We start from the raw sequence: 14,313 nt of genomic DNA, 5'->3' as shown, positions 1-14,313 counted from the left end.
GTTAAATCTTCAGTTCTTGGGGCTGCTGAGCAGTATGAGGGTGTACAGCGCCCGCATAGACTTTCAGCTTACGGTACATGTCGCGACCCAGCGGGTTTTTAGGCAGCATGCCCTTTACCGCGGTCTCGATCACGCGCTCAGGCGCTTTGGCGATCAACTTCTCGAAGTTGATTTCCTTGATGCCGCCCGGGAAACCGGAGTGGGAGTAGTACATTTTGTCCGAAGTCTTGGCACCAGTAACACGTACCTGCTCGGCATTGATCACGACGATGTAGTCGCCGGTGTCAACGTGAGGGGTGTATTCTGGCTTGTGCTTGCCACGCAGACGGCTCGCGATCTCAGTGGCCAGACGACCCAGGGTCTTGCCAGCAGCGTCAACGACGAACCAGTCGCGTTTTACTGTTTCCGGTTTAGCAGTAAAAGTTTTCATTCTTTATAGCCTCAGGGGCCGTCCCGCAATTTTAAGACGGCAGATCTTACTGAATAGTGCGTACTTTGACAAGGTCAAAGGCAGCCGGATACGGACGCTATCGGGGGCTCGGGTCAGCACGTCCAATACTCGGCAAGATTCTTCGGCGGCGGGGCATCACTTCCACTGCTGAGAGAGGTGCAGAATTATCCAGATTGCAGAAAAAATATCAACCTGCTTTTATGCTTCTTTTGCCGTGGAGATCGTCATGGAGTATCGCCAGCTGGGTCGCACCGACCTCAACGTGAGTGCATTGTGCCTGGGCAGCATGACCTGGGGCGAGCAGAACGACCAGGCCGAGGGCTTCGCCCAGATCGAACGGGCCAAGGCGGCCGGGATCAATTTCATCGATACCGCGGAGATGTACCCGGTGCCACCGCGCCCGGAAACCTACTCGGCCACCGAGCAGATCATCGGCAACTGGTTCAGCCAGCGCGGCGATCGCGCCGACTGGATCCTGGCCAGCAAGGTGGCCGGCCCCGGCAACGGCATCAGCCACATTCGCGACGGCCAGCTCAAGCACAACCGCCAGCACATCGTGGCGGCCCTGGACGCCAGCCTCAAGCGCCTGCAGACCGACTGGATCGACCTGTACCAGCTGCACTGGCCCGAGCGCAGCACCAACTTCTTCGGCAAGCTGGGCTACCAGCACCTGCCCCAGGACCACTTCACGCCGCTGGAAGAAACCCTCGAAGTGCTCGACGAGCAGGTCAAGGCAGGCAAGATCCGCCACATCGGCCTGTCCAACGAAACCCCGTGGGGCACCATGAAGTTCCTGCAACTGGCCGAAAGCCGCGGCTGGCCCCGTGCGGTCTCGATCCAGAACCCGTACAACCTGCTCAACCGCAGCTTCGAAGTGGGCCTGGCGGAAATCGCCATCCGCGAGCAGTGCGGCCTGCTGGCCTACTCGCCGCTGGCCTTCGGCATGCTGTCGGGCAAGTACGAGAACGGCGCGCGCCCGGAAAACGGCCGCCTGACTCTGTTCAACCGCTTCTCGCGCTATTCCAACCCGCAGACCGTCGCCGCCTGCAGCCGTTATGTGGCCCTGGCCCGCGAGCACGGCCTGGACCCGGCACAGATGGCCCTGGCCTTCGTGACCCAGCAGCCGTTCGTGACCAGCAACATCATCGGCGCCACCTCGCTGGCGCAACTGGACAGCAACCTGGCAAGCGCCAGCCTGAAGCTCGGTGACGAGCTGCTGGCCGCCATCGATGCGATCCACCAGGATCAGCCCAACCCCGCCCCGTAAAGCGCTGCAACGGTTCCCGCAGCCCGCTGCGGGAACCGAGGGTAGACACAATCGCCAAAAAATAAGACGATCCAGCCGGTGATTGACCACTCTACCCTATAAGAATAACGACAATGATGTTTACCCAACCTACCGCATCGCTGCGGCGCGTCAGCATCCTGGCCATCGACAAGGTATTCGCATCGACCCTGATGCAGGCCAAGGATTTCTTCCACCTGGCCAGCCTGCGCTATGGCAAGCAACTGGGCCTGGGCCTGCAACCGATGTTCGAAACCCGCCTCGTGAGCCCCGACGGGCTGCCCGTGCAGAGCTTCAGCGGCGTGCAGCTACCGGTGGACAGCGGCCTCGAGCAGGCCGACGTGATCATCCTGCCGGCGTTCTGGGACGACTTCGATGCCCTGTGCCAGCGCTACCCCCAGGTACTGCCCTGGCTGCGCGAGCAGCATGCCCGAGGCGCGGTGCTGTGCGGCGAGGCCAGCGGCGTGTTCTGGCTGGCCGAGGCTGGCCTGCTCGATGGCAAGGAGGCCACCACCTACTGGCGCTTCTTCGGCCAGTTCGCCGAACGCTTCCCGAAGGTGTCGCTGAACCAGGACAAACACCTCACCGATGCCGACAACCTCTATTGCGCCGGCGGCGCCACCTCGGCCTGCGACCTGTACATCTACCTGATCGAGCGCTTCTGCGGGGCCAACGTGGCCCAGGCCGTGGCCCGCGACATCCTCTACGAGGTGCAACGCAACTACACCCCGGGGCGCATGGGCTTTGGCGGACAGAAGCTGCACCAGGACCTGATCATCCTGCAGATCCAGCAGTGGCTGGAGGAACACTTCGCCGACAAGTTCCGTTTCGAGGACGTGGCACGCAACCATGGCATGAGCATCCGCAACTTCATGCGCAGGTTCCAGAGTGCGACGGGGGACAAGCCGCTGCATTATCTGCAACGGCTGCGGATCGAGACGGCGAAGGGCTTGCTGTCAGGGACGCGCAAGAGCATCAAGACCATCAGCTACGAGGTGGGCTATGACGACGCCAGCTTTTTTGCGCGATTGTTCAGGCAGCACACGGAGCTGTCGCCTAACCAGTATCGGCAGCAATTCATGCAGGAGGCCTGAGGGCCTATCGCGGGTCACGCCCGCCCCCACAGGTTCGCTGCAAACCTCTGTGGGAGCGGGCGTGAGCCGCGACAGCAGTGACGCGATTTAAGGCTTGTGTGCCCGCGACAGGAACTCGTGGGACTGCATCTCCAGCAAGCGGCTCAGGGTACGCTGGAACTCGAAGCTCAGGCGCCCGCCGGTGTACAGGTCCTTGAGCTCCACTTCAGCCGAGATGATCAGCTTGACGTTGCGGTCGTAGAACTCGTCGACCATGTTGATGAAGCGACGCGCCAGATCGTCGGTGGCCACGCCCATCTGCTCCACGCCGCTGAGCAGCACCGCATGGAAGATCTTGCCCAGTTCGATGTAGTCGTTCTGGCTGCGCGGGCCGTCGCACAGTTCGCGGAAGTCGAACCAGGCCACGTCGTCGCAGGTACGCAGCGCACGGATCTCGCGGTTCTCGATCATCAGCACGTCGTTTTCCACCGCCTGGGTGCATTCCGGCGTCAATGCGCGAAAGCTCTTGCGCAGGCTTTCGTGGGCCGCTTCATTCAGCGGGAAGTGGAACAGCTCGGCCTGCTCCAGGTGACGCAGGCGATAGTCCACGCCGCTGTCGACGTTGACGATGTCGGTGTTCTGCTTGATCAGGGCAATTGCCGGCAGGAAGCGCGCACGCTGCAGGCCGTCCTTGTACAGGCCGTCCGGCACGATGTTGGAGGTGGCCACCAGGGTCACGCCGTTCTTGAACAGCTCCTCCATCAGGGTGCCAAGGATCATCGCGTCGGTGATATCGGACACGAAGAACTCGTCGAAGCAGATCACCCGCGCCTCGTCGGAGAACCGCTTGGCAATGATGGTCAGCGGGTTCTTCTCGCCCTTGAGGGTCTTCATTTCCTCATGCACGCGCTTCATGAAGCGGTGGAAGTGCGTACGCACCTTCTGCGGGAAAGGCAGCGCCTCATAGAACGTATCGACCAGGTAGGTCTTGCCGCGCCCTACCCCACCCCAGAAATACAGGCCCTTGACGGGCGCCTGCTCTTTCCTGCCGAACAGCTTGCCGAACACACCCGGCTTGCTGTTGTGCGCCGCGACCAGGTCGTCGTACAGGCGCTGCAAGTGACGCACCGCTGTTTCCTGCGCCGCGTCATGGAAGAATTCGGGACGTTTCAGATCTGCTTGATATCGTTCTAGGGGCGTCATAATTCGTTAGCAAGGCAACAAAAGCGGGCCGTCACTGTAGCGACGGCCCCGGGTAATGGCAATCAGACTTGCGATTGACGGTCAGTCCTGCTGGGGCTGCAAGGCAGCGCGCAGGCTCTCGATGGCGGCATCGCGCGCCGTGGCATCGGCGAACTGCGGGCCGTCGGCCACGCACTCGCCTTCCAGCCACAGGCTGAAGCCCAGGCCTTCGTCACGGACATCCAGCGGCTGGCCCAGTTGCAACTGCTTGCTCACCGCGCCGGCCGCCTTGCCATCGGCAAAGCTGCGCGACAGCAGCAACTGCTCGCCGTCGGCTGCCAGGAGGCGGAAGCGGAAGCTGCCGTCCTCTTCACGGAAGCTCACGAAGCGTGCCGCCTTGACCGCCTTCTTCCTGGTTTCACCGCTGACCTGAACCGTGCTGCGGAACGAGCGCAGGCCCACTGCTTCGCGCAGTTGCTCAAGAAACGGCGTGGCGATCCTGCGGGCCTTCTGCGCGCCGGCCAGAAGAATATCCTCCAGGTCCGCCGGGCGGGAAATCAGCTGGTGGTAATGCTCGCGCGGCGCGCTCAACTGGCCGTCGACCAGCTGGAACAGGCGCTGCTTGGCTTCGCCCCAACCCAGCCCCTGCAGCAGTTCGCTGCGGAAGGCTTCGGCTTGCTCGGCGGTGGCAAAGGCCTGGAACAGGGTGAACAGGTGCGAGTTGTCCGGGTCCTTGGCCTCGCCCGGCGCGCGCGAGTCGGTGACGATGCGCGAGATCGCGTCCTTCATCTCCTTGGCACTGGTGAACAGCGGGATGGTGTTGTCGTAGCTCTTGGACATCTTGCGACCGTCCAGGCCCGGCAAGGTGGCCACGCTTTCCTCGATCAGCGCCTCGGGCATGGCGAAAAAGTCCTTGCCCTGGCCGAACAGGTGGTTGAAGCGCTGCCCGATATCACGGGCCATTTCCACGTGCTGGATCTGGTCGCGCCCCACCGGCACCTTGTTGGCATTGAACATCAGGATGTCCGCCGCCATCAGCACCGGATAGCTGTACAGGCCCATGCTCACGCCCGCATCCGGGTCTTCGCCGCTTTCCAGGTTCTTGTCCACCGAGGCCTTGTAGGCATGCGCGCGATTGAGCAGGCCCTTGGCCGCCACGCAGGTCAGCAGCCAGGTCAGCTCGGGGATCTCGGGAATGTCGGACTGGCGGTAGAAGGTCACGCGTTCCGGGTCCAGGCCGCCGGCCAGCCAGGTGGCGGCGATTTCCAGACGCGAGCGCTGGATGCGCTGCGGGTCGTCGCACTTGATCAGCGCATGGTAGTCGGCCAGGAAGTAGAACGAGTCGACGCCCGGCTGCTGGCTGGCGAGGACCGCCGGGCGGATGGCACCGGCATAGTTGCCAAGGTGCGGCGTGCCCGTGGTGGTGATACCGGTAAGGATACGAGTGGTCATGGGTAATCGCTTATCAGGCTTGTATCAGTTCGAAAGGCGTGGCAGCACCAGATCCTTGAGGTCGGTCAGCTTGCCGTGAAAAAAGTGACCGCATTCTGCCACTTTCAGCAGCTCATGGGGGCGCGCCAGTGCATCGGACCAGGCGTAGACGATCTGCGGATCGATCACCTCGTCGGTTTCGGGCTGGATCACGCTCAAGGCACCTGCCTGCGGCAGGCCGTCGGTACCGCCAAGGCGCATCACTGCCGGGGCTACCATGAACAGGTGCTTGAGCGTGACGCCCTGGGCTTCGAGCCGGCCGCCGAGGCTGGCCGCGACGAAGCCGCCGAAGGAGAAGCCCATCAGCGTCAAAGGTAATTCGGGATGTTTTTCGCGCAGCCAGGCTGCAGCGGCCTGTGCATCGTCGACTTCGCCGCTGCCCATGTCATGGCTGCCAGCGCTCTGGCCTACACCGCGGTAGTTGAAGCGCAGGGTGATGTAGCCGGCATCGCGTGCGGTGCGCTGCAGCATCGACACCACCTTGTTGGTCATGGTGCCGCCCTGCACGGGGTTGGGGTGGCACAGCAGGACGATGCCGCGAGGGTCTGCCACGTCCAGGTACAGGGCTTCCAGTTGGCCAACCGGGCCATCGATGAATACGGGGGTTTCGCGGATAAGCAAGGGTGAACTCCGTGACCTCTGGAGGGGTCGACTCGTCTAGCTGATGATTCTGTCTGAGATATTTGCGATCGCTCGCGGTATACAGCGCAGGTCCGAGCCGTTAACGTAAAGCAAAGCCGTTTATAGAGGAAGGACTCGTGGAACTCTCGCTCTTAGTTTGGTTGTTGCCGACCCTGGCCCTGGTAGTGGGTGTAGTCGTTGGTTTCCTGGTCGCCCGCCTCTTGCCCAATGCCGCCCCGAGCAGCACCCAGCGGCAGCTGGACGATATCCAGGAACGTTTTGACAGTTATCAGAGTGAAGTGGTGACCCATTTCAACAGCACCGCGGCGCTGGTCAAGAAGCTGACCCAGAGCTACCAGGAAGTGCAGGACCACCTGGCCGAAGGCGCCAACCGTCTGGCCCTGGACGAACAGACCCGTCAGCGCCTGCTGGCCGCACTGCACTCCGAGGCGCAGGGCCCGCGTGACCGTCTGACCCCGCCCAAGGACACCGAAGTGCCACGCGACTACGCGCCCAAGGCACCGAACACCCCGGGCATGCTGGATGAGCATTACGGGCTCAAGCGCTGATCGCAGCGGCCCCGTCACTGGCATGGCGCGCTCCTTCTGGAGCCGGCCTTGCCGGCGAATGCCACACCCAACCATCTGACACAAAGAAAAAAGGGGCCGATCACCGGCCCCTTTTTTCATCCCCTCACATCAACGATACCAGGGGCCCGCCGCATCCAGCGCCGGATACCTGGCCCGTGCCTGCGCCATCACATCGACCTCCAGCAGCCCGTCATCCACCAGCGCCTGCAAGCTGGCCAGCACCACACTGAAGCGGTCCACCTCGAAGAACTGGCGCAACCGCTGGCGCGTATCGCTGCGCCCGAAGCCGTCGGTGCCCAGCGTCACGTACGGCGCCGGCACGTACTCGGCAATCAATTGCGGCCAGGCACGTACATAGTCAGTTGCGGCAATCACCGGCGCATCTCCCACCAGGCATTGCGCCAGATGGCTGCTGCCACCCAGCCCCAGACGCTGCCCGCGCTGCACATCCCGTGCATCACGCGCCAGTTCGCTGAAGCTGGTCACACTGAACACCTCGCTGGCGATGCCCCAGTCCGCCGCCAGCAGCTCGCTCGCGGCGATCACCTCGCGCAGGATCGCCCCGGAGCCCAGCAGGCGAACCCGCCCCAGGGCATGCTCCACCGGCTGTTCGGCAAACCGGTACATCCCGCGCAACACTGCCGCATGTGCCTCAGGTGGCAGGGAGGGGTGTGGATAACTTTCATTCATCACCGCCACATAGTGAAACTCGTCGCACTGCTCCACCAGCATGCGCCGCGCCGCGTGTTCCAGAATCACCGCCAGTTCGCCGGCAAAGCACGGCTCCCAGGCGCGGCAGTTGGGCACCATGGCCGCCATCACCAGGCTCGAGCCATCCTGGTGCTGCAAGCCTTCGCCGCCCAGGGTGGTGCGCCCTGCCGTAGCCCCCAGCAGCAGGCCCCGTGCACGCTGGTCGGCCGCCGCCCATATCAGGTCGCCGACCCGCTGGAAGCCGAACATCGAGTAATAGATGTACACCGGCAACATCGGCTCGCCATGCACCGCATAGGAGGTGGCCGCCGCTACCCAGGACGACAGGGCCCCGGCCTCGGTGATGCCCTCCTCCAGCAACTGACCATCGCGCGACTCCCTGTAGGAGAGCAGCGAACTGGCATCTTCGGGTTCGTAGCGCTGCCCATGGGGCGAGTAGATGCCGATCTGCCGGAACAGGCTGGCCATGCCGAAGGTGCGCGCTTCATCGGCGACGATCGGCACCACCCGCGGCCCCAGCTCCGGGGCCTTGAGCCAGGCACCGAGCATGCGCACCGCAGCCATGGTGGTGGACATCTCCTTGCCCTCGGCGTGCAGCGCGAAACCGCCCATCACCTCCAGCGCCGGTACCGGCAGCGTGCGCGCCTGGGGCCGCCGCGACGGCAGGCTGCCGCCCAGAGCATTGCGCCGCTCGCGCAGGTAGCGCATCTCCCGGCTGTTTTCGTCCGGCCGGTAGAACTGCAACTGCTCAACCTGCGCATCGCTCAAGGGCAAGTGGAAGCGGTCACGGAAGGCCAGCAGCGCCTGCACGTCGAGCTTCTTGGCCTGGTGCGCGGTCATGCGCGACTCGCCGGCCGCACTCATGCCGTAGCCCTTCTTGGTCTTGGCCAGGATCACCGTCGGCCGGCCCTTGCACGCCTTGGCGGCGGCAAAGGCGGCATACAGCTTGCGAAAATCATGGCCACCGCGTTTGAGCGCGTTGATCTCGGCCGAGCTCATGTGCTCGACCAGGCGCTGCAAGGCCGGGTGCTGGTTGAAGAAGTGTTCGAGGTTGTAGGCGCCGTCATTGGCCCCCAGGGTCTGGAACTGGCCGTCGGGGGTTGCCGCCAGCTGGCGCAGCAGCACGTGCTCGCTGTCGCGGGCGAACAGCGCATCCCATTCCGAGCCCCACAACACCTTGATCACGTTCCAGCCGGCGCCGCTGAACAGCGACTCCAGCTCCTGGATGATCTGGCCATTGCCACGCACCGGACCATCCAGGCGCTGCAGGTTGCAGTTGACGATGAAGGTCAGGTTGTCGAGTTGCTCACGGGCCGCCAGCGTCAGCCCGGCGATGGATTCGGGCTCGTCCATCTCGCCATCGCCGAACACGCCCCACACATGGCGCTGGGCGGTATCGGCCAGGCCGCGGTACTGCAGGTAGCGCATGAAGCGCGCCTGGTACACGGAGTTGAGCGGGCCGATGCCCATCGACCCGGTGGGAAACTGCCAGAAGTCGGGCATCAGCCACGGGTGCGGGTAGGAGCACAGGCCATCGCCTGCGACCTCCTGCCGATAGCTGGCCAACTGAGACTCGCTCAGGCGCCCTTCAAGAAAGGCCCGGGCATAGATGCCGGGCGCCGAGTGCGGCTGGAAGAACACCAGGTCGGCCGTGCGCTGCTCGCCGCCCTCCTCGCCGCGAAAAAAATGCTGAAACCCCACCTCGAAGATCTCTGCGGCCGAAGCGTAACTGGCGATGTGCCCGCCCAGGTCACCGTAGGCATGGTTGGCACGCACCACCATCGCCAGGGCATTCCAGCGCAGGATGCTGGTGATGCGCTCGTCCAGTTCCAGGTCGCCCGGGTAGGCGCCCTGATGTTCGAGCGACAGGGTGTTGCGGTACGCCGAGTACGGCTGGGCACCACGCTCCAGGCCCAGTTCGCGGGCATGCGCCTCCAACTGTTCGAGCAGAAACCGCGCGCGGGCCGGGCCGCAGTGCGCCAGGGTCGACTCCAGCGCCTCCAACCACTCTGCAGTTTCGCCAGGGTCGCTGTCACCGGGCACGCCGTCGCCAGGCACAAGGTTCATCATTGCCACCATTGCATTGACCTCATCCGTGACGGGTTCAGGCACTCGCCTTGAGTGCCTGTTGCACATCGGCCAGCAGGTCGTCGATGTCTTCCAGCCCCACCGACAACCGCACCAGCCCCTCGGAGATGCCGTAATGCGCACGCTCCTCTGGGGTATAGCTGGAATGAGTCATGCTTGCCGGGTGCTGCGCCAGCGACTCGGCATCGCCCAGGCTCACCGCGCGGCTGAACAGTTGCAGGGCGTTCATGAACCGCCGCCCGGCACCGATGCCGCCCTTGAGTTCGAAGGCGATCATGCCGCCCGGCTGGCTCATCTGCTGGCGGGCCAGGGTGTACTGCGGGAAGCTCGCCAGGCCCGGGTAATGGATCAGCTCCACCTGCGGCTGCCCGGCGAGGAACTCGGCCAGCACCTGAGCGTTGGCGCAGTGGCGGTCCATGCGCAGGTTGAGGGTCTTGATGCCGCGCATCAGCAGTGCGGCGTCATGGGGCGAGAGCACCGCACCGGTCATGTCCTTGAGGCCCTGCAGACGTATACGGTCCACCAGTGCCTGGCTGCCCACCACAATGCCAGCAGTGATGTCGCCATGGCCGCTCAGGTACTTGGTGGCCGAATGCACCACCAGGTCGGCGCCCAGCTCCAGTGGCCGTTGCAGGTACGGCGTGCAGTAGGTGTTGTCGACCACCACGGTCGCGCCGTGCTTGCGTGCAATCTTCGCCACGCCGGCGATATCGGCCATGTGCATGTTGGGGTTGGCCGGCGATTCGAAATAGATCACCCGGGTGGCCGGCGTCATGGCCGCCTCCAATGCCTGCAGGTCGGCCATGTCCACATGACGCAGCTTGACCCCGAACTCGCCGATGCCGTGGTGCAGGAACGCAAAGGTGCAGCCGTACAGGGTGTTGCCCAGCAGCACCTCGTCACCGGGGCGCAGCAGCGTCCATAGCGTGGACGTGATCGCCCCCATGCCCGAGGCCAGCGCCAGCCCGGCCTCGCCGCCTTCCAGCGAGGCCATGCGTGCTTCCAGCAGGTTGAGGGTGGGGTTGGAGATGCGGCTGTAGAAATGCCCGGCCTGCTCACCGGCAAAGCACGCAGCGCCGTATTCCACGGTGGGGAAGGTGAACGTCGCGGTCTGGTAGACCGGTGGCACCAGTGCGCCGCCGTGGTCCTGGGGGTCGTAGCCATGGTGAATGGCGCGGGTGGCAAATCCTGGGAGCTTGTTGGAGCCGTGCATGGCAACCGCCTCTTGTGGTTTGTTATAAGCTTATTCCACAGACCGGCTTAAATTTTTCCAAATACGCCTACGAAAAACGCCGTTCACTGACATAAAAACAACAAGAACAGGCTATGGAGGGCAAGACATGCCTAGCGCCATCGACCGTACCGACCGCGCACTGCTGGCCGCGCTGCAAGACAACGCCCGACTGACCGTGGCCGAGCTCGCCGACAGCGTCGCCCTGACCACCTCGCCGTGCTGGCGGCGGGTCAAGCTGCTGGAGGAGTCGGGCTACATCACCGGCTATCAGGCCATCCTGTCACCCAAGGCACTGGGCTTCGGAGTGACCGCCTTCGTCAGCATCATGATGGATTCGCACAGCAAGGAGATGGCCCGGGCATTCGAGCAGAGGCTGATGGATATCCCCGAAATCGTGGCGTGTCACAACATCTCCGGGCGCTATGACTTCCTGCTGGAGATTCTGGCGCGGGATCTGGAGTCGTTCGGCGAGTTCACCCGCGAGGTACTGCAGCGGCTGCCGGGGGTGAAGGAGATCTATTCGAGCTTCTCGTTCAAGGCGGTGAAGGAGAAGCGGGTGATTCCGGTGGCACAGAAGCATATTTGAAGCGGCGTGTCCGCTGGGCACTTCCCCGGCAAGGCCTGCTCCTGCATGGCCTTGCGCTCACCGTAGGAGCCGGCCTTGCCGGCGAAGCGGCCAGCCGCCACAAAAAAGCCCGCGATGGCCTTCACCATCGCGGGCTTTTCATTCAGCAGCAGCGCTTAGATCGCGCCACGCTTGCGCAGCAGTTCCAGTACCTGCTTGACGCCCTCTTCCACGCCAACGCTCTGGGTGTCGATCACCAGGTCCGCATCCTGCGGCACGTCATACGGGAAGCTCTCGCCCGGGATGTTGTCGCCACCGGCCGCGTACAGCCCCTGCGGATCACGCTCACGGCACGCCAACGGCGAAGCCTGGACGTAAACGGTCAGCAAGCGCTCCTTGCCGATCAGCGCCTTGGCCTGTTCACGGCCTTCGGCATCCGGTGCCACGAACGCGGCCAGGGTCAGCAAGCCCGCTTCGTTGAACTGACGCGCCACATGCGCAGCACGACGCCAGTTCTCGGTACGCCCGGCACGGTCCTGCGGCAGGCCTTTGTTCAGGTCATGGCGCAGGTTCTGCCCATCGAGCACGTACACCGCACGGCCCATGTCGAACAGCTTGCGCTCAACGGCATACGCCAGGGTGCTCTTGCCCGCGCCCGACAGGCCGCTGAACAGCACGGTGGCCGGCTGCTGGCCGAAGCGCAAGGCACGCTCCTCGGTGGTCACGTGGGCCTGCCTGCCATGCTGGCCGGTGCTGCCGTGAGGCAGTACCGGTGGCGCGATGATCATGCCCGCGCCCACGGTGCCGTTGGTCAGGCGGTCGATGATGATGAACGCGCCGGTGGTGCGGTTGCTGTCGTAGCCGTCCAGCGCGATCGGAGCGTCCAGGCTCACCTTGACCTTGCCGATCTCGTTGAGCTGCAACGCGCTCGCAGCGCCCTGTTCCAGGGTGTTCACATCGACCTTGTGGGCGATGCTGGCAATCGAGCCCGGCACGTAGCTGGTGGCGCGCTTGATGTCGTATTTCTTGCCCGGCAGCATCGGCTCTTCGGCCATCCACACCAGCATGGCGTCGAACTGGTCGGTCACCGGCGGGACGTTGTCGGCATGCACCAGCAGGTCGCCACGGGAGATGTCGATCTCGTCTTCCATGGTCAGGGTCACGGCCTGGCCCGGGCCGGCCTGCTCCAGCTCACCTTCGTAGGTGACGATGGACTTCACGCGGCTGCTCTTGCCCGACGGCAGCACCACGATCTCGTCGCCCTTGTGTACCACGCCACTGGCCAGGGTGCCGGCAAAGCCACGGAAGTTCAGGTTGGGACGGTTGACGTACTGCACCGGAAAACGCAGGTCGGTGAAGTTGCGGTCGGCCGCCACTTCCACGGTTTCGAGGATTTCCATCAGCGCAGGGCCGGTGTACCACGGCGAACGCTCGCTGCGGTTGACCACGTTGTCGCCCTTGAGCGCCGACATCGGCACGAAGTGCAGGCTGCTGGGGGTCATGTTGATGGCTTCGGCAAACTTCAGGTAGTCGGCCTTGATGCCTTCGAACACGTCCTGGTCGAAGCCCTTGAGGTCCATCTTGTTCACGGCCACGACGATGTGCTTGATGCCCAGCAGCGAAGCGATGTAGCTGTGCCGGCGGGTCTGGGTCTGCACGCCGTAGCGCGCGTCCACCAGGATGATCGCCAGGTCGCAGGTGGACGCACCGGTGGCCATGTTGCGGGTGTACTGCTCGTGGCCCGGGGTATCGGCGATGATGAACTTGCGCTTGGCCGTGGAGAAATAGCGGTAGGCCACATCGATGGTGATGCCCTGCTCGCGCTCGGCCTGCAGGCCGTCGACCAGCAATGCCAGGTCGATGTCGTCACCGGTGGTGCCGACTTTCTTCGAATCGCGGGTAATGGCTTCCAGATGGTCTTCGTAGATCATCTTGGAGTCGTGCAGCAGGCGCCCGATCAGGGTGCTCTTGCCGTCGTCGACGTTACCGCAGGTCAAGAAGCGCAGCAGTTCCTTGCGTTCGTGCTGGGCCAGGTAGGCGAGGATGTCCTCGCTGATCAATTCGGATTGGTGCGACATGGTCTGACCCTAACTTAGAAATAGCCCTGACGTTTCTTGTCTTCCATGGAACCTGCGCCATCGTGGTCGATGACGCGGCCCTGGCGCTCGGAAGTGCGCGTCAGGAGCATTTCCTGAATGATGTCGGTCAGGCTCTCGGCCTCCGACTCCACCGCGCCCGTCAACGGGTAGCAGCCAAGGGTACGGAAACGCACTTTCTTCTTGACGATGCGAGCCTTCTCTTCATCCGAGAGGTGCTCCAGGATGCGCTCGTCATCGATCATGATCAGGGTGCCGTTCTTCTCGATCACTTCGCGCTCGGCTGCAAAGTACAGCGGCACGATCGGGATGCCTTCGAGGTAGATGTACTGCCAGATATCCAGCTCGGTCCAGTTCGACAGCGGGAACACGCGAATCGACTCGCCCTTGTTGACCTTGCCGTTGTACACGTTCCACAGCTCTGGGCGCTGGTTCTTCGGGTCCCAGCGGTGCTTGCTGTCACGGAACGAGTACACACGCTCCTTGGCCCGCGACTTCTCTTCGTCGCGGCGCGCGCCACCGAAGGCGGCGTCGAAGCCGTGCTTGTCGAGCGCCTGCTTGAGGCCCTCGGTCTTCATGATGTCGGTGTGCTTGGCACTGCCGTGGGTGAACGGATTGATGCCCTGGGCAACGCCATCGGGGTTGACGTGGGTGATCAGCTCCAGGCCCATTTCCTCGACCATCTTGTCGCGGAAGCTGTACATCTCCTGGAATTTCCACTGGGTGTCGACGTGCATCACCGGAAACGGCAGCTTGCCCGGGAAGAAGGCCTTGCGCGCCAGGTGCAGCATCACGGCCGAATCCTTGCCGATCGAGTACAGCATCACCGGGTTGTCGAACTCGGCGGCCACCTCACGAATGATGTGGATGCTCTCCGCCTCCAACTGTTTCAAATGCGTCAGCTTGTCGACCATGGCTACTCACGG

12 protein-coding genes are annotated in these 14,313 nt (G+C 63.5%); 4 read left to right on the top strand and 8 right to left on the bottom strand.

The window, feature by feature from the left end:
- Window position 1: 1 nt before the first annotated feature.
- Complete coding sequence (gene rplM / locus FW760_RS08665; protein WP_043862045.1) at window positions 2–430, bottom strand: 50S ribosomal protein L13; 429 nt, start codon at window positions 428–430, stop codon at window positions 2–4.
- 247 nt (window positions 431–677) lie between these two features.
- Between rplM and FW760_RS08660 the strand changes: the two genes are divergently transcribed.
- Window positions 678–1,718 carry an NADP(H)-dependent aldo-keto reductase gene (locus FW760_RS08660; RefSeq protein WP_043862044.1) on the top strand — a complete coding sequence of 347 codons (1,041 nt, stop codon included), beginning with the start codon at window positions 678–680 and terminating at the stop codon, window positions 1,716–1,718.
- Window positions 1,719–1,933: 215 nt separating this feature from the next.
- Window positions 1,934–2,830 carry a GlxA family transcriptional regulator gene (locus tag FW760_RS08655; protein WP_167400212.1) on the top strand — a complete coding sequence of 299 codons (897 nt, stop codon included), beginning with the start codon at window positions 1,934–1,936 and terminating at the stop codon, window positions 2,828–2,830.
- A gap of 87 nt (window positions 2,831–2,917) precedes the next feature.
- On the opposite strand, the gene zapE is transcribed toward FW760_RS08655, so the two are convergent.
- From zapE to FW760_RS08640, 3 genes are all read right to left on the bottom strand, one after another.
- On the bottom strand, window positions 2,918–4,012 hold the full coding sequence (gene zapE, locus FW760_RS08650; RefSeq protein WP_043862043.1) for a cell division protein ZapE: 1,095 nt from the start codon (window positions 4,010–4,012) through the stop codon (window positions 2,918–2,920).
- A gap of 81 nt (window positions 4,013–4,093) precedes the next feature.
- On the bottom strand, window positions 4,094–5,443 hold the full coding sequence (locus FW760_RS08645; protein ID WP_043862042.1) for a tryptophan--tRNA ligase: 1,350 nt from the start codon (window positions 5,441–5,443) through the stop codon (window positions 4,094–4,096).
- A 24-nt stretch (window positions 5,444–5,467) separates the two neighbouring features.
- A complete protein-coding gene (locus FW760_RS08640; RefSeq protein WP_054914842.1) occupies window positions 5,468–6,103 on the bottom strand; it encodes an alpha/beta hydrolase in 636 nt (211 codons plus the stop codon).
- Window positions 6,104–6,240: 137 nt separating this feature from the next.
- Between FW760_RS08640 and FW760_RS08635 the strand changes: the two genes are divergently transcribed.
- Window positions 6,241–6,672 carry a YhcB family protein gene (locus FW760_RS08635; RefSeq protein WP_043862040.1) on the top strand — a complete coding sequence of 144 codons (432 nt, stop codon included), beginning with the start codon at window positions 6,241–6,243 and terminating at the stop codon, window positions 6,670–6,672.
- A gap of 129 nt (window positions 6,673–6,801) precedes the next feature.
- Here FW760_RS08635 and mdeB read toward each other — a convergent pair whose 3' ends face one another.
- Window positions 6,802–9,483: an alpha-ketoglutarate dehydrogenase gene (mdeB, locus tag FW760_RS08630; protein WP_446443784.1), complete on the bottom strand. Its 2,682-nt coding sequence runs from the start codon at window positions 9,481–9,483 to the stop codon at window positions 6,802–6,804.
- 25 nt (window positions 9,484–9,508) lie between these two features.
- Complete coding sequence (locus FW760_RS08625) at window positions 9,509–10,705, bottom strand: methionine gamma-lyase (RefSeq protein ID WP_043861022.1); 1,197 nt, start codon at window positions 10,703–10,705, stop codon at window positions 9,509–9,511.
- Window positions 10,706–10,832: 127 nt separating this feature from the next.
- Between FW760_RS08625 and FW760_RS08620 the strand changes: the two genes are divergently transcribed.
- On the top strand, window positions 10,833–11,312 hold the full coding sequence (locus FW760_RS08620; RefSeq protein ID WP_043861021.1) for an Lrp/AsnC family transcriptional regulator: 480 nt from the start codon (window positions 10,833–10,835) through the stop codon (window positions 11,310–11,312).
- A 155-nt stretch (window positions 11,313–11,467) separates the two neighbouring features.
- On the opposite strand, the gene cysN is transcribed toward FW760_RS08620, so the two are convergent.
- The gene (gene cysN / locus FW760_RS08615) at window positions 11,468–13,369 is read right to left on the bottom strand and encodes a sulfate adenylyltransferase subunit CysN (protein ID WP_123752848.1); all 1,902 of its coding nucleotides are present in this window, start codon (window positions 13,367–13,369) and stop codon (window positions 11,468–11,470) included.
- 14 nt (window positions 13,370–13,383) lie between these two features.
- Window positions 13,384–14,301, bottom strand: a complete 918-nt coding sequence (gene cysD, locus FW760_RS08610) for a sulfate adenylyltransferase subunit CysD (protein ID WP_058540870.1) — start codon at window positions 14,299–14,301, stop codon at window positions 13,384–13,386.
- Between the last annotated feature and the right edge of the window lie 12 nt (window positions 14,302–14,313).

This window comes from Pseudomonas sp. 1176_21 (assembly GCF_052850635.1).
This window is presented reverse-complemented; position numbering and strand designations above follow the sequence as displayed.

Coding starts and splice junctions, on each gene's coding strand:
- rplM (WP_043862045.1), bottom strand. CDS start 430: ATGAAAACTTTTACTGCTAAACCGGAAACAGTAAAACGCGACTGGTTC.
- FW760_RS08660 (WP_043862044.1), top strand. CDS start 678: ATGGAGTATCGCCAGCTGGGTCGCACCGACCTCAACGTGAGTGCATTG.
- zapE (WP_043862043.1), bottom strand. CDS start 4,012: ATGACGCCCCTAGAACGATATCAAGCAGATCTGAAACGTCCCGAATTC.
- FW760_RS08645 (WP_043862042.1), bottom strand. CDS start 5,443: ATGACCACTCGTATCCTTACCGGTATCACCACCACGGGCACGCCGCAC.
- mdeB (WP_446443784.1), bottom strand. CDS start 9,483: ATGGTGGCAATGATGAACCTTGTGCCTGGCGACGGCGTGCCCGGTGAC.
- FW760_RS08625 (WP_043861022.1), bottom strand. CDS start 10,705: ATGCACGGCTCCAACAAGCTCCCAGGATTTGCCACCCGCGCCATTCAC.
- FW760_RS08620 (WP_043861021.1), top strand. CDS start 10,833: ATGCCTAGCGCCATCGACCGTACCGACCGCGCACTGCTGGCCGCGCTG.
- cysN (WP_123752848.1), bottom strand. CDS start 13,369: ATGTCGCACCAATCCGAATTGATCAGCGAGGACATCCTCGCCTACCTG.
- cysD (WP_058540870.1), bottom strand. CDS start 14,301: ATGGTCGACAAGCTGACGCATTTGAAACAGTTGGAGGCGGAGAGCATC.